Here is a 23,493-nt window from a genome sequence, read left to right as displayed (position 1 = left end):
TAAAAAGGATTTATTTATGACCATTACTGTCAGCCAACATACACCGGGTCAATTACGTCAGACCATCCAGATCAGCAGTCATCAGCTTAATGCTGATGCATCAGAAGCTGCTGGTGGCTCAGCGACAGGACCGGATCCACATGATTTATTTGATGCTGCACTGGCCACGTGCAAAGCCATGACGCTACAGCTTTATGCCAAACGCAAAAATATCCCGTTGCAAGAAATCAAAGTTGAAATCAGTCGGGATGACAGTGCTGAAGCAAAAGGTTTGTATCAGTTGCATGTCAGTCTGGAGTTAATTGGTGAATTAACCACAGAGCAACGGGAGCAATTGCTGGCCATTGCTGACAAATGCCCTATCCACAAACTGATGACTCAAACCGAAGTGCAAGTGCACACCAGCCTGAAAGCACAACCAGCAGCAACAAGTGAGGCAGAACCTTTGATTATTCAGCCACAAGAACGTGATATTGGCTTTATCATCAAACGATTGATACCGGCCAAAGTGCAGCGCCGTGTTGGTCCTTTTATTTTTGTGGATCATATGGGCCCTGCTACTTTTACCCCAAATAGCACTGAAGGTGACGTGCGCCAGCATCCACATATTGGTCTTGCGACTGTAACCTACTTGTTTTCCGGAGCTATGCAGCATCGCGATACTCTTGGCAATAATCAACGAATTGAACCTGGTGCTGTCAATCTGATGCGCGCTGGTCGCGGTATCGCCCATTCCGAACGTATTCCTGCAGATATCCGTACTGAACAGGTGAAAGTGGAAGGTATGCAAATCTGGTTAGTTTTACCGGAAGATGAAGCCGAATCAGAACCTGCTTTCCAGCATTACCCTGCCGCATTATTTCCGGCTATTCAGGTGCCAGGCAGTGAGATACGTGTACTCTTAGGTGAATATTTTTCCCAGACATCCGTAGTGAGCTTCCCTGCGCGTTGCTGTTATGCCGAACTGAAACTGGATCCATGCAGTAGTCTGGCTTTGCCTAAATCTGAGCAGCAACTGGCCATTTATCTGGCCGCTGGTTCACTGAAAGAACCAGTGCTCAGTGCAGGTCAAATGCTGGTCATGACAGAGGATTTAACAGTGGTCGCTGGCGATGATGGAGCACACTTTATGGTGTTAGGCGGCGATGAGGTGGAAGATCCAGTATTGCTAAACTGGAACTTTGTAGCTCGTAGTCCGGAGCGTTTAGCTCAGGCGAAAGAAGAATGGAACAGTGGCAATTTTCCTCGTTTGACTGACGATGCGGAATGGATCCCTGCACCTTGATCTGACACTTAACGTAGATTATCTCGTTTTTCGTGCCGCCTGATACCATTCAGGCGGTTGCTGATCCAGCCATAACACCAGTTGACTCAGACTATCAAACATACGTTGCAGATAAGCAGGGTTAATTCTCTGCCAATCATCTTGTGGCGTATGATAGTCTTTGTGCGAGTCGACGCCAAAAAACAAAAAAGGAATTCCGGCCCGCCGAAACGGCGCATGATCGCTGGCGTTAGCCCAATCCAACTGATGCTTTCCTCTTAAACCCTGGCCTCTTTTGCGTAATTTCAGCTTGACCGCAAACTGCTGAGTTTTTACATAATCCGCCATGCCGGGCAATGAAAACGCGCCATATAGATACAATTGATTCGCGCGTTCTCCCCGGCTCAGCATGTCCAGATTAATATTCAGCACAACCTGCTGTATGGCCACTGGCGGTGACGCGACAAAAGCTTTCGCGCCATAGAGCCCGATTTCTTCAGCATCAGTCGCGACAAAAAGATAGCTGTAACGAGGACAAGACTGAGCTTTCAGCAACTCCGCCAACGCCAACATAGCCGCAACACCAGAAGCATTATCATCAGCCCCGTTGTATATTTTGCCAGCGACTATGCCTAAGTGATCGTAATGCGCTGTCATCACTATGTAAGTATCTGCTTGAGAGCAGCCTTTTAATTCAGCAATCAGGTTAATACCATGCTTGTCAGAAAAACCGGATCTGTAGCTGAAAGGGTGCTGAAAATTATCTTTCAGCGCGGTCAAACCTAAATCGGCAAAGCGTTGTTGGATGTAATTACGGGCCAGCTCAGAGCCATGAGTAGCAGTTTCCCGCCCACTCATACGATCATCAGATAACTGCTGAATATCATGTAATAAAGCTGATTGAGCCTGCAGAAAAAAAGCAGCAACAGTGCTGAACAAAAACAACGCAGAAAAAACAACACGACACAGCACTGATTTAAGCCTCTTAATGCTGCACAGCGGCAGCTGTCAGCAGTTTTAGTTTGTATTGATAACGTGCACGTTCACTGCGACTTGGCGCAGACTTCTCAGCAGACTGTAAGTATTGCTGTGCCTTGTCTGTTTGTCCCAATGACAAATGGGCTTTAGCCAGGCCAAACATAGCCTCAGCCAACTTTTTATCTAATGTAAGGCTCTTTTTATAATGCTCTATCGCTTTATGGGCAGAACCAGAAGTTAATGACTCATTCCCTAACATCATATGGTAATAGGGGTTTTGGTTTCTTTTTGCCGCAACCATAGCGCTTAACTGAGCAGCCTGTTCGGTTTTTCCCATCACTTCATAAAGTAAAGCCAGATTTGCTTTTGAATTAAGTTGGTCAGGAGCCAATTGTGCCGATAACAGGTAGGCTTTTTCAGCCAGCTCAAATTGCTGTTTCTGTCTGTATAACACTGCAAGGTTATTCCAGCTCTCTTCAGCCCGAGGGTCAACAGAAATTGCTGCCTTCAGATAAGCATAAGCCAGATCATCTTTGCCATACACCATAGCTTCAGCAGCTTTATTGTTATAAAACAGGCCTACAATCTGCTGCTGATCCAGCACAGCAGAAGGGAAATGGTTTTTGTTGCTTTGCATATCAAAATCAACCACATAACTGAAAATACTGTAATGTACTCCCCCGCCTTTTCCAATACTTTGACCACCAACAATATTCAAATTCACATGGCCATTCAACAGACTTTGACCATTGTTCTGAGTCCAATATTCCGGAATTTTTATATCACGGAATTCTGCATTCAGTTGCATTTCCTGTGCAAGGCTGTAAGACAAGATCGTTAAAGACAAACAATTCGCCTGGCGGGCAGCCAGGGTTTCCGCTGCGGTCAGAGTTGCATCATTTTGATACAGTAAGCTGTTGCCTTTTTTCTCAAACAAATAATTCAGTAACAAATCTGTTTTCACCCGAGGTGAATCTGCAGCACGAGTTAAGTCCCTAATATCCACTTTGGTTTGCTCAGGTAAAGCAAAAATTTGTTCAGGAGTTTCAATAACGACATCGACAGGATTAAACAAAGCGTCATTCAGCAGACTAGCAGGTGTTGTAGTTGGAATGTTGTTTTGCTGGCATGCGGTTAAAAACACCACCAAACCAATGGGCAGAAGAAGTTTCATGGCCGTCATCTGTATTAGTTTTTCATTGTTAAACTATAGGGTAGTTTTATCCACAATTGATGTTTTCGCATACCATTTCATCACGTTTTTTCACCCTTTGGCGTAATTGATAAAATCAGTCTCCAAAACAGAAAATAACTTTGCATTTTTATCATATTTGCACTATTAATCAAAGATGCGTTTTTGTTCACTTTTTAATCAGGAGTGACTATCGATGGAACAGTCGTTACTTTCACCCGTGGTGCATGAAAAAATCAGGCACTTGCATCCAGGCTCTCAAGTCGACTTACAGTTTTCACAACCCAGTAGTTTAAGGATCAGAACCTCTTTGATTGGTTATGAAAAAAATCGCTATCTGGTGTTGAAGCTACCACAACAAGTGATAGATGGTGGCTATAAAGATGTGTTTGTTGAAGGCAATATGACGGTTGTGCGTTGCCTGCTGGAAGGCGATTTAGGTGAATGTATTGCCTTCAGAGCCATGATAAAAACCATTTCTCATCATCCGGTGCATTTATTATTTCTGGAGTATCCTCAGCAGATTGAAAACCGATCTTTACGGGCCAAACAACGGATCCGGGCTTTTATTCCGGCCTATGTCAATCCAGTGGAACAAGGGGCCTTGCCAGAAACCTTTTCCCTTTATAACGGCTTTGTCATTGATATATCACCTTGTGGCTGCCGTTTTTCAATGAAGCTGCATGCGGAAGCCAGTCAGATTAACAAGGTACAAATTTTGATGGAACTTCTGGTACCGGGTGAAGAAGAAAGAATTCAGATCCCAGGCGAAATTATGAACTGCCATCTGGAATTACAGGAGCTGTCTTTAGGTATTAAGTTTGAATTACCGGAGCGACAGGTCGCTAAAATGCTGCAACGTTTTATCGTCGACCCGGCTATCGCCAGCTAGTTAAAATGGGGTCAGATCACATTAACGTTGTTTACTAATGTGATCTGACCCCATTTTCATCCCAAATTCGGCGCTAACCAGCTTTCCGCGTGTTCTTCGCTCCAGCCTTTTTTCGTAGCGTATTCATCTTTTTGGTCAATACCAATTTTGCTCACTGCAAAGTACTTGCTATCCGGATGAGCAAAATACCAACCACTGACGGCGGCACCTGGCCACATGGCATAACTTTCAGTCAGTTGGATGCCAGTTTGGGCTTCCACATCCAATAACTGCCATAAAGTGCCCTTTTCTGTATGCTCAGGACAAGCCGGATAACCAGGCGCTGGTCGTATGCCCTGATACAACTCACGAATGAGCTGCTCGTTATCCAATGTCTCATCCGGCGCATAACCCCAGAATTCACGTCGTACTTTCATATGCAGATATTCGGCTAATGCTTCAGCTAAACGGTCAGCTAATGCTTTGACCATTATGCTGTTGTAATCATCGTGCTGAGCTGCAAATTCAGCAGCAAGCTCATCAGCACCAAAACCAGTGCTAACAGCGAAACCACCAATATAATCGGCAATGCCGGAATCCACAGGAGCCACAAAGTCAGCTAAGCAGCAGTTAGGGTTGTCGTTACGCAGCTGCAATTGCTGGCGTAAGTTAAACAAACGGCAACGTTCTGTAGTTCTGCTCTCATCGGTGTAAACAATAATATCGTCGCCGTCACTATTGGCAGGAAAGAAGCCAAATACTGCCTTGCCCTGCACTTTTTGCTGCTTAATCATTAAATCCAGAATAGCGTTGGCATCTCTGTGCACACGACGTGCTTCCATGCCCACTTCAGGATGATTCAAAATGGCAGGATATTTACCGGACAATTGCCAGGTTAGGAAAAATGGCGTCCAGTCGATGTAATCGCGCAGCGTTTCTAAATCTACGTCCTGCCATAAATGCACCCCAGGCTGTTTAGGCACGGGAGCTACTTTGGCTAAATCCAGCTGGAATTTATTAGCGCGGGCTTGCTCCAGAGTCAGCAGTTTTTCACCTGGTCGACTGCGGGCATGCTGGTCGCGGGCTCTGTCGTATTCATCATTCACCCGCTCTAAAAAGGCTGGTCTATGCTCTTTGCTGATCAGCGACTGCACCACGGACACACTGCGCGAAGCATTTGGTACATACACCACACCATGCGAGTAATTGGGTGCAATTTTGATCGCGGTATGAGCTTTAGAGGTCGTAGCACCACCTATCAGCAACGGGATATCAAAACCTAAGCGGGTCATTTCTTTCGCCACATGCACCATCTCATCTAAAGACGGCGTAATCAGGCCAGACAAACCAATAATATCGACATTCAGCTCTTTGGCTTTTTGCAGCAAAGTCGCACAAGGCACCATCACACCAAGGTCGATCACTTCATAGTTATTACATTGCAGCACGACGCCAACAATGTTTTTGCCTATGTCGTGCACATCGCCTTTGACTGTCGCCATCAGCACTTTGCCCTGAGCGCGGGCGCCGGTACCGGCTTTTTCCAGCTCAATAAAAGGCTGTAAATAAGCCACTGCTTTTTTCATCACTCGGGCGGATTTGACCACCTGAGGCAGGAACATTTTACCTTCGCCAAACAAGTCGCCGACCACGTTCATGCCGTCCATCAGCGGACCTTCAATCACATGCAAAGGCCGTTCTACCGTTAAGCGGGCTTCTTCAGTGTCCTGATCAATAAAGTCGGTAATGCCTTTCACCAACGCGTGCTCAAGCCGTTTATTGACGGGCCAGGCGCGCCAGGCTTCGTCTTCTTTGACGGCAACAGAACCATCACCTTTAAACTCGGCCGCAATGTCCAGCAATCGTTCTGTGGCATCTTCGCGTCGGTTTAAGATCACATCCTCAACCCGCTCACGTAATAACTCTGGAATATCGTCATACACCGCCAACTGACCGGCGTTGACTATGCCCATATCCATACCAGCCCCAATGGCATGGTACAAAAACACCGAGTGCATGGCTTCACGTACCGGGTCATTGCCGCGAAACGAAAAGGAGATATTGGACACACCACCAGAGATTTTGGCGTAAGGGCATAAGCGTTTGATTTCGCGGGTGGCTTCAATAAAGTCGACCGCGTAATTGTTATGTTCTTCGATGCCGGTCGCTACCGCAAAAATATTCGGGTCGAAGATAATATCTTCTGGCGGAAAACCAATCTGATTGACCAGAATGTCATAAGCTCGCTGACAGATTTCGACTTTACGCGCTTTAGTATCAGCCTGACCTTTTTCATCAAAGGCCATCACCACTACTGCTGCACCATAACGGCGTAACAATTTAGCCTGATATAAAAACGGCTCTATGCCTTCTTTGAGCGAAATCGAATTGACGACAGGTTTACCCTGAATACATTTCAGTGCCGCTTCAATCACTTCCCACTTGGACGAGTCGACCATAATAGGCACACGGGAAATGTCGGGCTCGGATGCTAACAAATTCAGGTAACGCACCATGGCCGCCTTGCTGTCGAGCATGGCTTCGTCCATGTTGATATCGATGATTTGAGCGCCGCTTTCGACTTGCTGACGGGCAACATCCAAAGCTTTTTCGTATTCGCCTTCTAATATCAGCTTTTTAAAACGGGCTGAGCCTGTGACGTTAGTGCGTTCACCAACGTTAATAAAACGGGCTTGTTGTCGCATTACCACTCCAGACCAAAAGCTTCTAAACCAGACAAATGAAACTGGTGCGTTTTCTGTTTCGGCTGACGCGCAGGTAAACCGGCCACTACATCACTGATGGCTTTGATATGTTCAGGTGTAGTACCACAGCAACCACCGACAATATTTAAAAAGCCCTGCTCTGCCCAATCGGCAATTTCTTTGGCCATATCTACTGCACCTAAATCATATTCACCAAATTCATTAGGTAAACCAGCGTTTGGATGCACTGAGACATAACATTCTGAAATACCAGACAAAGTCTCGACATAAGGCCGCAATAAATCCGGGCCCAAAGCGCAGTTCAGGCCAAAGCTGACAGGCTCTACATGAGCTAATGAATGGTAAAAAGCTTCTGTGGTTTGGCCGGATAAAGTACGGCCTGAAGCGTCGGTAATGGTGCCGGAAATCATCACAGGTAAACTGAATCCCAGTTCATCAAAAACTTTCAGTACCGCAAAAGCGGCGGCTTTGGCGTTGAGCGTATCAAAAATGGTTTCGAGCATAATAATGTCGGCACCACCTTCAATCAGTGCCTGAGTGGATTCAGAGTAGGCGCTGACCAAAGTATCAAAGTCGACATTACGGTAACCCGGGTCGTTTACATCAGGTGAAATAGAAGCAGTTCTGTTGGTTGGGCCCAATACACCAGCAACAAAACGTGGTTTGTCCAGCGTGCTGTATTCATCACAGGCCTGACGCGCCAAAGCTGCCGACTCACGGTTGATGCGCGCTGATAAATGTGACATATCGTAGTCAGCCATAGCAATAGGCGTGGCGTTAAAGCTGTTAGTTTCCAGAATATCAGCACCAGCAGCTAAATACTGGCGATGAATATCCAGGATCAATTGTGGTTTAGTCAGCACCAGCAAATCGTTATTGCCTTTCAGATCAGTAGACCAATCGGCAAATTCAGTGCCGCGGTAATCTGCTTCCTGCAATTTGTATTGTTGAATCATAGTGCCCATAGCACCATCTAACACCAGAATACGTTCCGCCAACAACGCACGAAGGTCGTCTGGAGTTAACACACTACGATTGGTCATGACGAATGCCCTATCTGCTGAATATCAAAAGGTGTGGCCTGGTACACATAATAGTTCAGCCAGTTGCTGAATAATAAAAAGGCGTGGCTTTGCCATAACTTATGTGGACCTTTAGCCGGATCGTTTTGTTTATAGTAGTTCTCTGGAATTTTAGGCTCAAGACCTGCAGCCAGATCGCGCTGGTATTCATCATTTAAGGTGGTCAAATCATACTCAGGATGACCAGTGACAAAAACCCGGCTGCCTGTACTGTTTTGCAATAAATAAGCCCCTGTCGCATCGGCTTCGGCCAACACATGCAAATCTGGGTGATGTTGATACTTTTGCTTAGGCACCTGAGCATAACGCGAGTGTGGCACTAAAAACTCATCATCAAAGCCCCGTACTAATGGGCTTAAAGGCTGAGAGACATTTTGCCAGTACACTCCTGATAACTTCTCACCACGAATTTCGCGCTGCAAGCCATAGTAATGATACAAAGCCGCATGAGCAGCCCAGCATAAAAACAAAGTGGAGGTGACATGACGATCAGCCCAGGTCAGAATTTCTGCCAGTTGAGGCCAGTAACTAACGTCTTCGTAATTTACTAAACCTAAAGGCGCACCCGTGATAATCAAACCATCATAATTTTGCTGCTGCACATCAGAAAAATAGCGGTAAAAGCAGTCCAGATGATTTTGTGGTGTGTTTTTGCTGACATGATTATCCAGTCGTATCAGCTCCACATCCACCTGCAGCGGGCTATTGGCTAACAAGCGCAATAACTGGATTTCAGTCGCGACTTTGTTCGGCATTAAATTCAGAATGGCAATTTTCAGCGGCCGGATATCCTGCGATAAAGCCCGGCTTTCAGTCATGACAAAAACGTTCTCCGCAGAAAGAGCTTCCACAGCAGGTAACTGATCAATGACTTTAATAGGCATAGCATCTCCGACAAGGCTGAAAAATGAGGTTACTCTGGCTCAAAGCTGCGGAAATGTCAACTTCTAAACGTTTAGACGTCTAAATAAAAATAAAGATGGCCGATGAATGAATACCAGTTGTTCAGGCCTCAGCATCATCAGCTTTTGATGTTAAAAATAGCCAGGCAGGACAGGAAATAAAATCTATGTTTTCTCATATGCAGTACAGTTAAAAACAACAAACCCGGCCTGAGCCGGGTTTGTTTTAATTTTTACGCCTGTTCTTTGCACTTACTCTTTAAGCTTAAACTGTGGGCTAATGCAGCTTACAGATCAGCTTCTGCGTCAGCTGGCAACATACCAAAATCTTCTGCTGGTGACGGAGCACCTTTCGAAGGTTCCAGTAACAGCATACGGCGTAATTCAGCTTCAATTTCTTTGGCCACAGCAGGGTTTTCCTGCAGGTACTTCATGGCGTTGGCTTTACCCTGACCAATTTTGTTACCTTTGTAGGCATACCAGGCACCGGCTTTATCGATCAGCTTATGCAACACACCTAAGTCGACTAACTCGCCATCTTTGCTGATACCAGCGCCGTACATAATAATAAATTCGGCTTGTTTAAACGGCGGTGCTACTTTGTTTTTCACTACTTTGACGCGGGTTTCGTTACCCGTCACTTCGTCGCCATCTTTCACAGAACCAGTACGACGAATATCTAAACGCACTGAAGCGTAGAATTTTAAAGCGTTACCGCCAGTGGTGGTTTCTGGTGAACCAAACATCACACCAATTTTCATCCGGATTTGGTTGATGAAAATACATAAAGTGTTTGAACGTTTGATATTACCTGTCAGTTTACGCAGCGCCTGAGACATTAAACGTGCCTGCAAACCTACATGGCTGTCACCCATATCGCCTTCAATTTCAGCGCGAGGCGTTAATGCAGCTACTGAGTCGACAACGATCACGTCTACCGCAGCAGAACGTACTAACATGTCACAAATTTCCAGTGCCTGTTCACCTGTATCCGGTTGAGACACTAATAAATCGTCGACGTTTACGCCTAATTTTTTCGCGTATACAGGGTCCAGCGCGTGTTCAGCATCGATAAAAGCACAGGTCTTACCCATGCGCTGAGCTTCAGCGACAACTTGTAAAGTTAAAGTTGTTTTACCAGAAGATTCAGGACCGTAGATCTCAACAATACGACCACAAGGCAAACCGCCTATGCCGAGCGCAATATCCAAACCTAACGAACCTGTAGGGATAAAGTCGATATCAAGCGCAGTGCTGTCGCCCAGACGCATAATGGAACCTTTACCAAACTGGCGTTCGATTTGACCTAAGGCTGCGGTCAGTGCTTTTTGTTTATTGTCGTCCATTGCTCTCTCCGGTGGATTCTTGGATGCACTCAAAGTGCTGTATGCTCATACAGTAGTCTTTTTGCTTTAGTCTGTCAATAACAAGATCAGCTGCTGCAAGACAAAATCGATCGCCTGCTGGCGTACTGTCGCTCTGTCGCCATCAAAGATGCGGTGCGACAATACCTGATGGCCCTGAATTTCAAAACAAAAATGCACAGTACCCACTGGTTTAGTGGCAGAACCGCCATCAGGGCCGGCAATACCAGACACTGCTACCGCCACTTCAGCCCCAGCTACTTTGGCTGCCCCTACTGCCATTTCCAATACTGTTTCTTTGCTAACAGCACCGTATTGCAACAAAGTTTCGGCTTTTACACCTAACAGCTGTTGCTTGGATTTATTGCTGTAGGTGACAAAAGAGCGGTCCAGATAAGCTGAGCTGCCGGGTACTGCGGTCAACACATAAGCAATACCACCGCCTGTGCAGGATTCTGCTGTGGTGATACTGAAGTTTTTCCGCAATAATAGCGCTCCGAGATCCGCCGCCAAGTTGTAGGTGGTTACTGGAATTGTCATCTTTGGTCCAACGCAGGAATTATTAAGCCATTATGCCGCCAGAACAGAAAGACGGGCAAGCCCTAAGCCCGCACACTCCGATGATGCAACAGTACCTTGGCCTGAAATGCCAGCATCCTGATATTTTGCTGTTTTATCGTATGGGTGACTTTTACGAGCTGTTTTACGACGATGCCAAAAAGGCCTCTGCCCTGTTAGATATTTCGCTGACTAAAAGAGGCCAGTCGGCGGGCCAGCCTATTCCTATGGCGGGCGTGCCTTATCATTCGATTGAAGGCTATTTAGCCCGTTTAGTGCAACTGGGTGAATCTGCCGCTATTTGTGAACAAATCGGCGATCCGGCGTTAAGCAAAGGCCCGGTTGAACGCGCTGTGGTGCGTATTGTCACGCCAGGCACTGTCACAGACGAAGCGCTGCTGAATGAACGTCAGGACACCCTGGTCTCGGCTTTGTATCAGCAAAAAGGCAGTTATGGTTTTGCGTACTTAGATTTAAGCAGCGGCCGCTTTTTAGTCAACGAAGTCACCCACCTGGATGATTTGCTGGCGTTATTACAGCGCTTAAATCCGGCAGAGATTTTATATGCTGAAGAGCAGGACTGGCCGGATAGCGTCATTAACCGCAAAGGGGTGCGCCGCCGCCCTGTCTGGGAATTTGAACTAAGTAATGCCAAACGTTTACTGACCCAACAATTTGGTACCCGCGACTTACAAAGTTTTGGTGTGGAACAAGCCCCGGTTGCGCTGATGGCTGCAGGCTGTTTAATGGGTTATGTCAAAGACACCCAGCGCGCTCAGTTGCCGCATATCCGCTCTATTGCTCTTGAACGCAACCAGGACTGCATAGTTCTGGATGCGGCAACAAGGCGTAACCTAGAACTGACCCAAACCTTAGCAGGCCAATTTGACCACACCCTTGCAGCTGTTTTGGATCAATGTCAGACCGCTATGGGCAGTCGTTTACTGAAGCGCTGGATCCATGCGCCGCTGCGCGATCAGTCCTTGGTGTCAGGTCGTCATCAGGCCGTGGCTGAATTGCAGCAACACCACCAAAGTTTGCAGCCCCTGTTTAAACAAGTGGGTGACACAGAACGAGTGATTGCCCGTTTAGCACTGCGTAGTGCTCGTCCCCGTGATTTCTCCCGTTTACGTGCTGCTCTGCAGTTATTACCAGAGCTGTCACCTGAACTGACTCTGTTACACAGCCCTTTATTGGCGCAGCTTGCTGCTAAATGCCAACCGTTGCCAGAGCTTTGTGATTTATTAGAGCGTGCCGTAGTCGAAACCCCGCCTATGCTTATTCGCGATGGTGGTGTGATAGCTTCAGGCTACAACGCCGCATTGGATCAATGGCGTGAACTGGCGACAGGTGCTACGGATTATCTGGAGCGGTTGGAGCAACGTGAAAAAGAGCGTACAGGTATAGCGTCACTCAAAGTTGGTTTTAACAGAGTCGCTGGTTATTACATTGAAACCGGCCGCAGCGCTGCCGATCAGGTTCCGGCGGATTATATTCGCCGCCAGACCTTAAAAAACAATGAACGTTTTATTATTCCTGAGTTAAAAGAATACGAAGACAAGGTGCTTGGCAGTCAAAGCAAAGCTTTGGCTTTGGAAAAACAGCTGTATGACGAGTTGTTTGATTTAACAGCGCCTTACCTCGCTGAATTGCAGCAACTGTCAGCTGCTTTGGCCGAGCTGGATTTACTGACCAACTTCGCAGAGCGCGCTGAACAGCTAAACTACCATCAACCAGAGCTGACGCCAGAGCCGGGTATACAAATAGAAGCCGGCCGTCACCCTGTGGTTGAACAGGTAATGACTGAACCTTTTATTGCCAACCCACTTAAGCTCTCGCCAGAGCGGCGCATGCTGATGATTACAGGCCCGAATATGGGCGGTAAATCGACTTATATGCGTCAGAACGCGCTGATCGTCCTGATGGCTTATATAGGCAGTTTTGTACCGGCAGAGCGCGCTTTGTTAGGCCCGGTCGACCGGATATTCACCCGTGTTGGTGCATCCGATGATTTGGCCTCTGGCCGTTCTACTTTTATGGTGGAAATGACAGAAACTGCCACTATTTTGCATCATGCGACAGCGCAGAGTTTAGTGCTGATGGATGAAATAGGCCGTGGCACAAGTACTTATGATGGTTTGTCGCTGGCATGGGCCTGTGCTGAATATCTGGCGCAGCAACTGAAAGCCATGACCTTATTTGCCACCCATTATTTTGAACTGACAGAACTGGCATCCCAGTTACAGGGCTTAGCCAATATCCATCTGGATGCAGTGGAACACGACGAGCATATCGTCTTTATGCATCAGGTGCAGGATGGCGCAGCCAGTAAAAGTTATGGCTTACAGGTCGCTCAACTGGCCGGTGTGCCGCGGGTGGTGATCCAAAAAGCCAAACAAAAACTGGCTCAGTTGGAACAACAGTCGGTTGTCAGTGCCAAAGCACCAGCAACTGCTAAAACAGCAGAGCCGCTGCAACAGCAATTATTTGTCGAAGCCGAACCTCATCCAATACTGGAGCAACTGGCCACACTGGATCCGGATCAGTTGTCAGCCCGTCAGGCTTTGGATTTGTTGTATCAGCTTAAAGCCAGCTTGTAAAAATGGGGTTGAAAAAGGAGTGTTGGTATTTCTGAACTAAGTTTGTCCAAAGCAGCCAGTTGTATTCCCTTAGTCTGGGTTGGCCCTATGCTACGCCGCCTGACACCAAAGCGGCTATGTATCTGGTTAGCCACTTGTGAACCAGTGGCATTGAAACTTCAGCTTCAACCTGAACAAGGTGAACCACTAGAGTTTGACGCAAAACAGCTGCAGCCTTTTGTGCAACAACTTCAGCTTGCCGGCAAACTCTATCTGTATTTTTTGGATGTGGAACTGAATGAAGCGCTGCCAACCGAATGCTGGATTAGTTATGATCTGCAGTTAAAAACCAGCACAGGCGACTGGCAAAACTGGCGGCAGTGGGCGGACGATTTAGTTTATCCCGGACGGGATTTGCCTGGTTTTATTCTCAAACCCAAAGTGCATTCGGTATTGCATGGTTCCTGTCGTAAACCACATTTTACTTCAGGTGATGCGTTAGTCCGTGCCGATCAGCAATTAGAAGACACAACACCGGAGCAATGGCCGTCCTTACTGATGCTAAGTGGTGATCAGGTCTACACTGACGACGTGGCAGCCCCTACGCTTTATGCTATTCATCAACTGATAGCCAAACTGGATTTTGCTGACGAAGAACTCCCCTGCTCTACCTTAAGTTCTGCTCACGAACTTCACAGCAAAACGCCCTTTTATTACCAACGCGAGAAACTTCTGCCTGCTACCGAGGCCAGCTATCAGGTATTAAAACAGCTGTTCCAAGGCGCAAAAAAGCCGGTATTTACCACAGACAGCGCGCACAACCATTTGATCTCTATGGCTGAAGTGTTTGCGATGTACCTGCTGGTCTGGTCGCCTGCGCCATGGCAAGGCCTCGACTTGCAGGTGCCGGAAGGACTGCTGAAAAGTTTTAGTCCAGCGCGACAGCAGCGTTGTGCCAGCTACACTCAAAACCTGACAGAGTTTAAAGCAGGTTTAGGCCAGGTCAGACGTTTAATGGCTCACCTGCCAGTCGCCATGATGTTTGATGATCACGACATTACCGACGATTGGAATTTAACTGTAGAGTGGGAAAAGACTGCCTACGAGCACCCGTTTTCCCGCCGTATTATTGGCAATGCGCTAATGGGATACTTACTGTTTCAGGGCTTTGGTAATGCGCCGGAAAAAGTACAAAAGCTGCTGCCTTTATGCCAACAGGCTCTGAGTCAACCCGGCACTGAAACGCATGATGAATGCATCAACAGCCTGCTCAAATTCTCTGAATGGCATTACAGCTGGCCGACCCAACCGCCGTTATTAGTGCTCGATACCCGTACTCAGCGCTGGCGTTCAGAAACTTCTTTGGAAAAGCCTTCAGGTTTAATGGATTGGGAATCTATCACTGAGCTACAACAACAACTACTGGGGCATGAAGCTGTATTGCTGGTCTCCCCTGCCCCTGTATTTGGCGTGAAATTAATTGAAACTATTCAGCGTATCTTTACCAGCTTCGGCAAACCTTTGATGGTGGATGCTGAAAACTGGATGACGCATCCGGGTTCAGCTTATGCACTGCTGAATTTATTCCGTCATCCAAAAACTCCGCGCAACTTTGTCATTTTATCCGGCGATGTGCATTACAGCTTTGTATTTCAGATAGCGTTACGGCACAAACAGCAAAGCCCCTCTATCTGGCAAATTACCAGCAGTGGCCTGAAAAATGAGTTTCCACACCGGCTACTGGCCATTCTGGATACAGCCAACCGCTGGCTTTACGCCTCCCGCTCGCCACTGAACTGGTTTACCAAAAGACGCCGGATGAAAATCACTCACCACAAGCCCATAGGTGAAACCAAAGGCCGCCGCCTGGTGAATGCTGCTGGCATAGGTTTATTGGAGCTGACCGCTGAAGGTGTGCCCTGCAAAATTCAACAACTTTGCGCTGATGGTGACACTGTGAGTTTTGAGCTGGAAAAAGGCGATGATGAACTGACGCAGGATTATAGTTTGTAGCAGATTGGCCCATCAGGATACAACAGCTGCACCCGCTTAACTTACGGGTGCAGCTGTAACTTTGTTAAATCCCCTGCCCGCCTGAGACTTCAATACGCTGGGCATTGACCCAGCGCTGGTCTTCCGACAATAAACTGGCCACCATAGGGCCTATATCATCAGCAACTCCGACCCGGCCTAACGCCGTCATATCCGCGAAGAACTTGTTAAAGTCAGGCGTATCACGCACTGCGCCGCCAAAGAAGTCGGTTTCGATAGCACCTGGCGCTACTGTATTGACCGCTATACCACGTGGACCAAACTCTTTTGCCATATAGAGGGTTAGCATTTCCACTGCTGCTTTGGCTGCAGCATAAGCAGCCCAGCCAGGTGCTGATACCCGGGTTAAACCAGTAGATAAATTCACAATGCGTCCTCCATCGGCCAATAAAGGCAACAGCGTCTGGGTCAGAAAAAATACGCCTTTAAAATGCACATTCACCAGTTGGTCAAATTGAGCTTCTGTGGTGTGCTCAATGAGCGCATAGTCACCGTGACCGGCATTATTTACCAAATGATCAAAGGTATCGCGTTGCCAGATATCGGCCAGCAAAGTGCGCAGCCGTGCTGCGAAGTTGACAAAACCTGCAACAGCGCCTGTATCCAGCTGCAAAGCTACAGCTTTACGGCCCATAGCACGGATTTCTGTCACTACAGCTTGCGCCTCTTGCTCGCGACTCTGATAAGTAATGATGACATCTGCGCCACGACGGGCAATATTCAGTGCGGTATTACGGCCAAGGCCGCGGCTGGCACCTGTTACTAAAGCGATTTTAGTCATGCGTTTTCTCCTGTGGTTTAAGACCCCTGCATACTAAAGAAAAGCTACTTCCGGGTATTTACCCGAAGATCCGCATTTTTTGCTTAATTCTCCAAAGCTCTTGCGAAGATCAATTCTGGTAGCCTAGAGTATCAGCCATGAAAGATACGCTATTAAACACTGTACGCCGTTATGTTGAGGCTTATGCCAACCCATATGGCCTTGCACAAACGCCCATTACCGGCCTGACCACTATCCGTTCGCATACCCCAAGTGGGCTCGAATATGCCATCTCGCGCCCGCTGGTTTGTCTGGTGTTGCAGGGCAAGAAACAAGTGGTGATGGGCTCAGAGGTATTTGACTTTAGTGCCGGTGATTCTTTGTTGATCAGTGCCGATGTACCCACCATCAGCCAAATTACCGAAGCAAGCCCTGATACCCCTTATATCTCGCTGGTACTGGATTTGGATCTGAGCGTGATAGCCGAATTAACGGAACAAATGGTGCAGCCCAAACAAAGCTCGCAGGATCCTGTGCAGATTCAACCTACTGACCAGCAAGTTGCAGACGCAGCACTTCGCCTGATGAACTTGTTAGACAGACCAGAATCAGTGCCTGTGCTGCACAAACAACTGGTGCGGGAGATGCACTACTGGTTATTAGCTGGACGCCATGGTGCTGCCATTCAGCGGCTTGGCTATCAGGACAGTCATATCCGGCAAATAGCCAAAGCTGTGGCTGTACTCAGAGCAGATTTTCGTCAGCCACTGCAGATGGAGCAACTGGCTGCCATTGCAGGCATGAGCCCTTCGTCCTTTTATCAGCACTTTCGCGCTGTGACTTCGTTGTCACCGCTGCAATTTCAGAAGCAATTACGGTTAATAGAAGCACGGCGTTTAATGCGTGCTGAAGGCTTAAAAGCTGGCAGCGCTGCTTTTGCCGTAGGCTACGAAAGCGTGCCGCAATTTACCCGTGAATACAGCAGGATGTTTGGTTTGACGCCGCAAAAAGATACAGCACAAGGCAAGACTACTATTCAGTAGTAGGGATTGTGATTGAAAATCTAAGGGGTCAGAGCACATTTGCTTCGCAAATGATGATCTGACCCCAACATCAAATCGGCACCACATCCACTTCCACTTCTAACTGATGCACGCCGTGGCCTTGCAATAGGCCTTTCAGCGGCACCACGTCGGCATAATCGCGGCCATAAGCTAAGGTGATATGACGCTCTGCCGGCATCAGGTTGTTGGTTGGATCAAAATCGACCCAACCCAGTTCAGGATCGTACACAGCAAACCAGGCATGAGAGGCATCAGCTCCTATTAAACGTGGCTGCCCTTCCGGTGGTGAGGTTTCCAGATACCCACTGACATAACGCGCTGGTATACCTAAAGCCCGTAAGCAACTGACAGCCAGCTGGGCAAAATCCTGGCAAACGCCCTTTTTATGCAGCAGCACTTCAGACACTGGCGTAACGACAGAGCTAAATTCAGGGTCGTATTCAAACTGCTGAAAGATCAGATCTGTCAGTTGCTGCGCCAGCTGTAATACGGTCAAGGTTGAGTCAGCTATGCTCTGGATCAACGCCTTTGTTTCATCCAGCACAGGGATCATCCGGCTTGGACCAGTGCACAGCAGTGCTTTGAGTTGCTCTGGCGAATAACCTTGTTGCTGGCGGAAAAATGCGGCAACTTGTGGCCAGGGCTGAGTTAAATCCAAAGCCAGACTCTGTTGGCGTGGCAAAACCTCAACCACAGAGTAAGCCGTCACAGCCAGTTGCTGATGCGGTGGCTGCAAGTGGATAAAATGCTGGGTATTACCAAAAGTATCTGTTCTGGCATAGACAGAAGAGGCCGTTGGCGACACCTCTAAGGAGAAACTACATAGCTCCTGTGTCGGCAATCGACGTGGCTGCAGGCAAGCCAAATTGTAACTGTTAGCCACAGGATGCTGGTAACAATAACGGGTCAGGTGGCGGATTTGGTACTTCATAAGTTTGGCCTTGTAGGGGCGGGGCTTGTCCCCCTGAAATTCAAATCAATGCCCATCTAAAAACTCTGCCATGATTTGCCCGCTTCCGCATGACTGAAATACGATAAGGTAATGCTGTCGGACAATTGCCGAAGCACGGCATGCAACTGCTGTAGTAAAAGCCCCAGCTCTGGTGTTGCCTGCAACTGATCATCAAATAATTGTTCAGGTTCAGCCAGTTGCAGTAAAGATACCAGCTCCACCGCCAGTTTTTGCTCACGACTCAGCACCACAGCTGCGCCGGGTTTAGGTAGTTGCTGAATTTGACTGGCAAGACGGGCGCACTGATAACCCACAGAACGTGGCGTGCTGTCATCTAAAAGCAGTAAGTCAATCACCGCCAGCGGGTGCAGCTCAGTTTTGTAGCGGCGTCTGTAGGTCATTAAAGTATCTGTCATACGCAGTACCGACTCCATCAACGAAGCGCTGCAGTTGCGGCCCTGATCAAACACAAAGACTTCCTGCAATAAAGTGACACTTTGTAATGCCCTTTCCATATGCTGACCCAAATCCATAAACCTTAAAGTTTGGGTTCGGCTCATGGTTTCGTTATTCAGACCATAAATAGCGGTCTGCAATAATATAACTTCATCCAGCAAACGCACCATTTGTTGCGGCTGCTGCCAGTTCAGCGGATGAGGCCATTGCGTCAGCGCCAGCTGCAATTTATCCAGCACATACCAGGTGTCTTCACTAAAGTATTCCCGCACCGACTGCGCGTTAAACAATAAATTTTTTAGCACCTGCGCTAAACCTGCCGGATGCTGCAGTGAAAACAATTCACTTAATGCCTGCTGCAAGGCACTGGTTTGTTGCAACGAACTCAAAGCTGCACTGTCTGGCAAAGTGCCATTGGCCTGCAAACAAAAGCGGACTAAAGCTCTGCTGTCATTTTGTTGACTGGCGGTCACCTGGAAACTGGTTAAAAGCGGCACTGTGTAACGTAAAGCCCGACAAACTAAATTCAGCCGCTCGTTATAACGACCCAGCCAGAATAAATGATCGGCAACGCGGCTTGGCAATAAACCACTGTGACGGGATAACAAAATCCGCTTTTGGGTATTTTGCAGCAAGCTGACCGCATGATCCTGATCCGCCAGCACCCAGACATCTTTGGCCACAAAACCCATGCTGTACTGATGCTGCAAACTGTTCGCATCAGCGCTGATACGAGCCAGAGCGCCGGGCATTACAGCTGGTGTGTGTTGCTCGGATAACAAACCAAATAAACGCAACACACCAAACTGTTGATGTTTGCCTTGAGTGCTGTTCCAGCAGGGAACAGAACTTAAGGGCAGTAAGCGGATGGCGATAAAAAGCCCGGGTTCTGCCAAAAGCTGCTGCTGTAACTGCTGTTGTTGTAGCGGGTCCAGTTCGGCCCAAAGCCAGCTTTCTGCAGTGTCGATCCTGCGGAACCGATAATGAGTGGCTTCAGATAAAACCTGTTGCAACTGCTCAGGCTTACCACACCAAAAAGCGGCAGTGGTGGGCAATTGCAATTCTTCATTTAATAGCGCACGGCAGAGCGCTGGTAAAAAAGGCAATAACACGCCGGAGTCCAGCAATGCAGCTCCTGGCGGATTAGCGCAAAACAGCTGCTGTTGACGAATACTTTGCAGTAAACCTGCAGTGCCCGTTGAATCGGGATCCAGCTCCAGCGCATCACAACGCGCATCGGGTAAATAACGCATCAGGCTGTCAACCTGTTGTAAACCAGTGACAGTTTTTAACCACAACGCACCGTCTTTAAACATCAGATCGGCGCTGTGCATCAAAGCTATATCTAAATAATTGGCTAAAAAGGCATGTTCAAAATAAGCGGCGTCGCGTTTGCCATGAGTCAATAAACCACAAAGCGGTCGTCGCCCTTCAGCTGTGTGGCCAGTACCCTGTGCAAACACCAGCTGCAATTTACGGAAAAACCCAGCCAGCTGGCTTTTGCCAATGCTGTGATTCAGCTCACCAATACAATGATTAAAGGCCAGCCTATGCTCTAATACAAAACCCAGTCCTGCCGGCATCTGGCTTTGATCGGCATAAACACAAAAGTTGCCATTAGCATCGCGGCCTATATCCACCGCCAGCAAACTTAGCCACTGCTGATGAGTAGGCACCAGTTGATGGCAAGGCAATAAGTAGTTTTTGTTTTGAAAAATCAGTTCAGCGGGTAGCAGCCCTTGTTGTATCAGTAACTGCGGACCATACAAATCCTGCAACACCATCGAGAGCAACAATTGACGTTGCTTGACACCGGCCTGCAACTCTTGCCACTGGCTATCACTAATCAGCCATGGCATTAAATCCAGCTGACGTTGTTGCTCCAGCCAGGGATCAAAAGTAGCACCGTTTTCCCGTAACTGATGCTGTAAATCGGTATGCAACTCCAGCAGATGTTGTTGGCTTTGTTGTTGCCACCACAGCTGCAACTGCTGCCACTGAGGTAGCTCAGTCCAGAGCTGTTGCTCTGAATGATGTGCGGCGTCCTGCACTATGTCCTGCACCACAGTGGCCATAGATCAAGCCGACATTTGCTGGCTGAGATCTTTGGAAAACTCAAGATTTGGCGTGCTAATCACCTGATGCAATTCAATAATCCCCGTCTGAAACTGGTCAATCAGCTGATGCAGCTGACCTGTGGTTAATTCTGATAAGTTTTGCGTTTTTAATAAGTCCTGTAACTGCCATACTCGTTGCAATATAGCAGCACTGTGGGGCAAACCTTTAGCTGATGCAGCCACTCTATGCAAACAGTACGCAATGGAGCGTGGAAAGTCAGCGTAAGTCAGCAAATAATCCACCGCATCCACTTCTGTGTTTTGATGTGCCAGATAATAGTGATACGACTCCACGCCACCCAAGGCATTTAAAATGGAGGTCCAGCGGAAACGGGGTCTTTTAATATCCGTCGGTTGCAACTGCTGCAACACCATCACATCCATAATACGGGTGGTCATATCAGCCCGCTCTATATGTCGGCCAATATTAAATAAATCAAAAGCGTCGCTACGCAACATAGTACCATCCAGCACACCCACCACCATCTGACAACGACGGCTGACTTCAGTCATTAAACGGTATCTGTGCTGACGCCCTTGTAACTGCTGGCAATGTTCCTGCAAAAATAAATCCAGTGAATTCAACTCTTCCCACATATCACGTGGGATCAGTTGCCGAACTGTTCTGGCATTTTGTTTCAATGCAGTACAGGCGGCACGAATAGACACCTGACAGTCCACATCAGTGATTAAATACCCCATCACCTGCTGCTCCACCGTCAAATCACTTGCGGGCAACTGACTCAAGAGTTCGGCACCATTCTGTCCTAATACATCCAGTAATAAAGGCCAGCTGAACTGACTGTCTTTGTGACTGTCGATCAGTAAATGGCTGGTGGCATTAATTAAGCGGGCCGTGTCATCCAAACGCTCCAGATAACGGCCTAACCAGAATATATGATCCAAAGATTTTAATAACATAGATCAGACCTCATCGTTGATGATCCAGGTGTCTTTACTACCGCCGCCTTGCGACGAGTTGACCACCAAAGAGCCTTTTTTCAGCGCCACCCGGCTTAAACCACCTGTGGTGCAATACAAATCTCTGCCCTGCAAAATAAAAGGCCGTAAATCCAAATGCCGTGGCTCCAACACACCATCACACAAAGTAGGAGCTGTAGACAACGCCAGAGTCGGCTGAGCTATAAAATTACGCGGGTTCGCTTTAATAGCTTCTGCCATTTGCTGTTGCTCTTCTTTGGTCGAGCGCGGGCCTATTAAAATGCCATAGCCACCGGATTCATTGGCAGGTTTCACCACTAGTTTGTCCAGATTGGCCAGCACATAGTCCCGTTGTTTTTTATCCAGACACAAATAGGTAGGAACATTGTCAATCAGCGGTTGTTCACCCAGATAATAATTAATAATTTCAGGTACGTAGGCGTAAATCACTTTATCATCCGCCACACCGGAACCAGGTGCGTTAGCGATAGACACATTGCCTTTGGCCCATGCTTTGATCAAACCCGGAATGCCTAAGACTGAATCGGGTCTAAAGGCTTCTGGGTCGATAAAAATATCGTCCACCCTGCGGTAAATCACATCCACCCGCTGCAAGCCATGCAGAGTTTTTAAATAAACAATGTCGTCCTGCACCAGTAAATCAGTATTTTCCGCCAGCTCTACACCCATTTGCTGAGCTAAAAAGCTGTGCTCAAAATAGGCAGAGTTATAAACCCCAGGTGTCAATAATACGATGCAAGGCACATCACCAGGACGAGGCGATAAAGATGCCAGCATACGCCACAACTGATGTGGATAATCATCAACAGGGTAGATAAAGGAATCGGCAAATAACTCCGGAAATACGCGCTTCATCACAGTGCGGTTTTCCAGCATATAAGACACACCGGACGGCACTCGCAAGTTATCTTCCAGCACTAAAAACTTGCCAGAGCCATCACGCACCAAATCAGTCCCGCAGATATTGGCCCACACCCCATAACGGGGCGAAATGCCCTTACATGGTGCAAGATAGTTGCGCGAATCCAGCACTAAATCAGCCGGCACTATGCCGTCTTTGAGGATGCGCTGATCATGATACAAATCGTCAATAAACAGGTTTAAAGCAGCTAAACGTTGTTTGAGACCTGCACTGGTTTTTTGCCACTCAGAGCTTGGGATAGTGCGTGGCATCACATCCAAAGGCCAGCAGCGGTCAATATTATTACCATCTGAATACAAGGTAAAACAGACACCCATAGCGCTAATCGTTTGATTTAATTGCTCTTGTCTTTGAATAAGTTCGCCTGAACCATGTCGGTCAATAAAACGGGCTATAGCCGCAGCAGGGGTCCGTATTTGTCCGTCCTTATGCACCAGCTCATCAAAACACTGGTCAATTTGCTGATAGTGCCCAAAACTTTTTGCACCCATTGGCGACTCCTTCCCGTCCGATACAACCCGAACACCATCAGTTCAAGGCTTATTTTTTTAGTTCTGTATCAGAAAAGAGCAAGGGTTATGCCAGTGCGGAAAATGAGTTCGGGATGACGACAACAACCAGCTACGTGGCTTACTTTAGTCTTGAAAAACAGCCTTGGCTTGAACTACTGAGGAAGCAAAGTTTTGAACGC

Annotated in this window: 17 protein-coding genes; 5 read left to right on the top strand and 12 right to left on the bottom strand. The window is 47.6% G+C overall.

Annotation, left to right across the window (positions count from 1 at the left end; all coding sequences use genetic code 11):
• Positions 1-16 precede the first annotated feature (16 nt).
• Complete coding sequence (locus P3C17_RS03275) at positions 17-1,285, top strand: pirin family protein (protein WP_300928080.1); 1,269 nt, start codon at positions 17-19, stop codon at positions 1,283-1,285.
• 18 nt (positions 1,286-1,303) lie between these two features.
• On the opposite strand, the gene P3C17_RS03270 is transcribed toward P3C17_RS03275, so the two are convergent.
• Entirely contained in the window at positions 1,304-2,236 is a 933-nt protein-coding gene (locus P3C17_RS03270) for a M28 family peptidase (RefSeq protein ID WP_300928079.1), read from the bottom strand.
• Between the two features lie 13 nt (positions 2,237-2,249).
• Positions 2,250-3,416, bottom strand: coding sequence for a tetratricopeptide repeat protein (locus P3C17_RS03265; protein ID WP_300928078.1), 1,167 nt, complete (start codon positions 3,414-3,416; stop codon positions 2,250-2,252).
• A 214-nt stretch (positions 3,417-3,630) separates the two neighbouring features.
• On the opposite strand from P3C17_RS03265, the gene P3C17_RS03260 reads away from it, so the two are divergent.
• Entirely contained in the window at positions 3,631-4,326 is a 696-nt protein-coding gene (locus P3C17_RS03260) for a flagellar brake protein (RefSeq protein WP_300928077.1), read from the top strand.
• Positions 4,327-4,382: 56 nt separating this feature from the next.
• Here P3C17_RS03260 and metH read toward each other — a convergent pair whose 3' ends face one another.
• From metH to P3C17_RS03240, 5 genes are all read right to left on the bottom strand, one after another.
• On the bottom strand, positions 4,383-7,010 hold the full coding sequence (gene metH / locus P3C17_RS03255) for a methionine synthase (protein ID WP_346015647.1): 2,628 nt from the start codon (positions 7,008-7,010) through the stop codon (positions 4,383-4,385).
• Positions 7,010-8,074 carry a homocysteine S-methyltransferase family protein gene (locus P3C17_RS21240; protein WP_346015646.1) on the bottom strand — a complete coding sequence of 355 codons (1,065 nt, stop codon included), beginning with the start codon at positions 8,072-8,074 and terminating at the stop codon, positions 7,010-7,012. The genes metH and P3C17_RS21240 overlap by 1 nt, the downstream gene beginning before the upstream one ends.
• Positions 8,071-8,997 (bottom strand): homoserine O-succinyltransferase, encoded by a 927-nt coding sequence (gene metA, locus P3C17_RS03250; RefSeq protein WP_300928076.1) that lies wholly within the window; start codon positions 8,995-8,997, stop codon positions 8,071-8,073. The genes P3C17_RS21240 and metA overlap by 4 nt, the downstream gene beginning before the upstream one ends.
• Positions 8,998-9,302: 305 nt before the next feature.
• Positions 9,303-10,361, bottom strand: a complete 1,059-nt coding sequence (gene recA, locus P3C17_RS03245) for a recombinase RecA (protein WP_008898131.1) — start codon at positions 10,359-10,361, stop codon at positions 9,303-9,305.
• A gap of 66 nt (positions 10,362-10,427) precedes the next feature.
• The gene (locus P3C17_RS03240; protein WP_300928075.1) at positions 10,428-10,919 is read right to left on the bottom strand and encodes a nicotinamide-nucleotide amidohydrolase family protein; all 492 of its coding nucleotides are present in this window, start codon (positions 10,917-10,919) and stop codon (positions 10,428-10,430) included.
• Between the two features lie 32 nt (positions 10,920-10,951).
• Here P3C17_RS03240 and mutS point away from each other — a divergent pair, with 32 nt between their 5' ends.
• Both mutS and P3C17_RS03230 read left to right on the top strand, forming a co-directional pair.
• Complete coding sequence (gene mutS, locus P3C17_RS03235; RefSeq protein ID WP_300928074.1) at positions 10,952-13,537, top strand: DNA mismatch repair protein MutS; 2,586 nt, start codon at positions 10,952-10,954, stop codon at positions 13,535-13,537.
• A gap of 87 nt (positions 13,538-13,624) precedes the next feature.
• The gene (locus tag P3C17_RS03230) at positions 13,625-15,529 is read left to right on the top strand and encodes an alkaline phosphatase D family protein (RefSeq protein WP_300928073.1); all 1,905 of its coding nucleotides are present in this window, start codon (positions 13,625-13,627) and stop codon (positions 15,527-15,529) included.
• Between the two features lie 64 nt (positions 15,530-15,593).
• Here P3C17_RS03230 and P3C17_RS03225 read toward each other — a convergent pair whose 3' ends face one another.
• Positions 15,594-16,349, bottom strand: a complete 756-nt coding sequence (locus P3C17_RS03225) for an SDR family oxidoreductase (protein WP_300928072.1) — start codon at positions 16,347-16,349, stop codon at positions 15,594-15,596.
• Positions 16,350-16,486: 137 nt separating this feature from the next.
• Between P3C17_RS03225 and P3C17_RS03220 the strand changes: the two genes are divergently transcribed.
• Complete coding sequence (locus tag P3C17_RS03220) at positions 16,487-17,371, top strand: AraC family transcriptional regulator (protein ID WP_300928071.1); 885 nt, start codon at positions 16,487-16,489, stop codon at positions 17,369-17,371.
• Between the two features lie 70 nt (positions 17,372-17,441).
• Here P3C17_RS03220 and P3C17_RS03215 read toward each other — a convergent pair whose 3' ends face one another.
• The 4 genes from P3C17_RS03215 to P3C17_RS03200 are packed head-to-tail and all read right to left on the bottom strand — an operon-like array spanning position 17,442 to position 23,293.
• Positions 17,442-18,323 carry a transglutaminase family protein gene (locus P3C17_RS03215; protein WP_300928070.1) on the bottom strand — a complete coding sequence of 294 codons (882 nt, stop codon included), beginning with the start codon at positions 18,321-18,323 and terminating at the stop codon, positions 17,442-17,444.
• Between the two features lie 56 nt (positions 18,324-18,379).
• Positions 18,380-20,875 carry a circularly permuted type 2 ATP-grasp protein gene (locus tag P3C17_RS03210; protein ID WP_300928069.1) on the bottom strand — a complete coding sequence of 832 codons (2,496 nt, stop codon included), beginning with the start codon at positions 20,873-20,875 and terminating at the stop codon, positions 18,380-18,382.
• Between the two features lie 3 nt (positions 20,876-20,878).
• Positions 20,879-21,838 carry an alpha-E domain-containing protein gene (locus tag P3C17_RS03205; protein ID WP_300928068.1) on the bottom strand — a complete coding sequence of 320 codons (960 nt, stop codon included), beginning with the start codon at positions 21,836-21,838 and terminating at the stop codon, positions 20,879-20,881.
• 3 nt (positions 21,839-21,841) lie between these two features.
• Entirely contained in the window at positions 21,842-23,293 is a 1,452-nt protein-coding gene (locus tag P3C17_RS03200; protein ID WP_300928067.1) for a circularly permuted type 2 ATP-grasp protein, read from the bottom strand.
• Positions 23,294-23,493 lie beyond the last annotated feature (200 nt).

The organism is Rheinheimera sp. 1928-s (assembly GCF_029269265.1).
Lineage (GTDB): Bacteria > Pseudomonadota > Gammaproteobacteria > Enterobacterales > Alteromonadaceae > Pararheinheimera.
The sequence above is the reverse complement of the archived record's forward strand: the minus strand, read 5'-3'. Positions and strand labels throughout refer to the sequence as shown.

Coding starts and splice junctions, on each gene's coding strand:
- P3C17_RS03200 (WP_300928067.1), bottom strand. CDS start 23,293: ATGGGTGCAAAAAGTTTTGGGCACTATCAGCAAATTGACCAGTGTTTT.
- metH (WP_346015647.1), bottom strand. CDS start 7,010: ATGCGACAACAAGCCCGTTTTATTAACGTTGGTGAACGCACTAACGTC.
- P3C17_RS03260 (WP_300928077.1), top strand. CDS start 3,631: ATGGAACAGTCGTTACTTTCACCCGTGGTGCATGAAAAAATCAGGCAC.
- P3C17_RS03265 (WP_300928078.1), bottom strand. CDS start 3,416: ATGAAACTTCTTCTGCCCATTGGTTTGGTGGTGTTTTTAACCGCATGC.
- P3C17_RS03220 (WP_300928071.1), top strand. CDS start 16,487: ATGAAAGATACGCTATTAAACACTGTACGCCGTTATGTTGAGGCTTAT.
- mutS (WP_300928074.1), top strand. CDS start 10,952: ATGCCGCCAGAACAGAAAGACGGGCAAGCCCTAAGCCCGCACACTCCG.
- P3C17_RS03230 (WP_300928073.1), top strand. CDS start 13,625: ATGCTACGCCGCCTGACACCAAAGCGGCTATGTATCTGGTTAGCCACT.
- P3C17_RS03275 (WP_300928080.1), top strand. CDS start 17: ATGACCATTACTGTCAGCCAACATACACCGGGTCAATTACGTCAGACC.
- P3C17_RS03210 (WP_300928069.1), bottom strand. CDS start 20,875: ATGGCCACTGTGGTGCAGGACATAGTGCAGGACGCCGCACATCATTCA.
- metA (WP_300928076.1), bottom strand. CDS start 8,997: ATGCCTATTAAAGTCATTGATCAGTTACCTGCTGTGGAAGCTCTTTCT.
- P3C17_RS03225 (WP_300928072.1), bottom strand. CDS start 16,349: ATGACTAAAATCGCTTTAGTAACAGGTGCCAGCCGCGGCCTTGGCCGT.
- P3C17_RS03205 (WP_300928068.1), bottom strand. CDS start 21,838: ATGTTATTAAAATCTTTGGATCATATATTCTGGTTAGGCCGTTATCTG.
- recA (WP_008898131.1), bottom strand. CDS start 10,361: ATGGACGACAATAAACAAAAAGCACTGACCGCAGCCTTAGGTCAAATC.
- P3C17_RS21240 (WP_346015646.1), bottom strand. CDS start 8,074: ATGACCAATCGTAGTGTGTTAACTCCAGACGACCTTCGTGCGTTGTTG.
- P3C17_RS03215 (WP_300928070.1), bottom strand. CDS start 18,323: ATGAAGTACCAAATCCGCCACCTGACCCGTTATTGTTACCAGCATCCT.
- P3C17_RS03240 (WP_300928075.1), bottom strand. CDS start 10,919: ATGACAATTCCAGTAACCACCTACAACTTGGCGGCGGATCTCGGAGCG.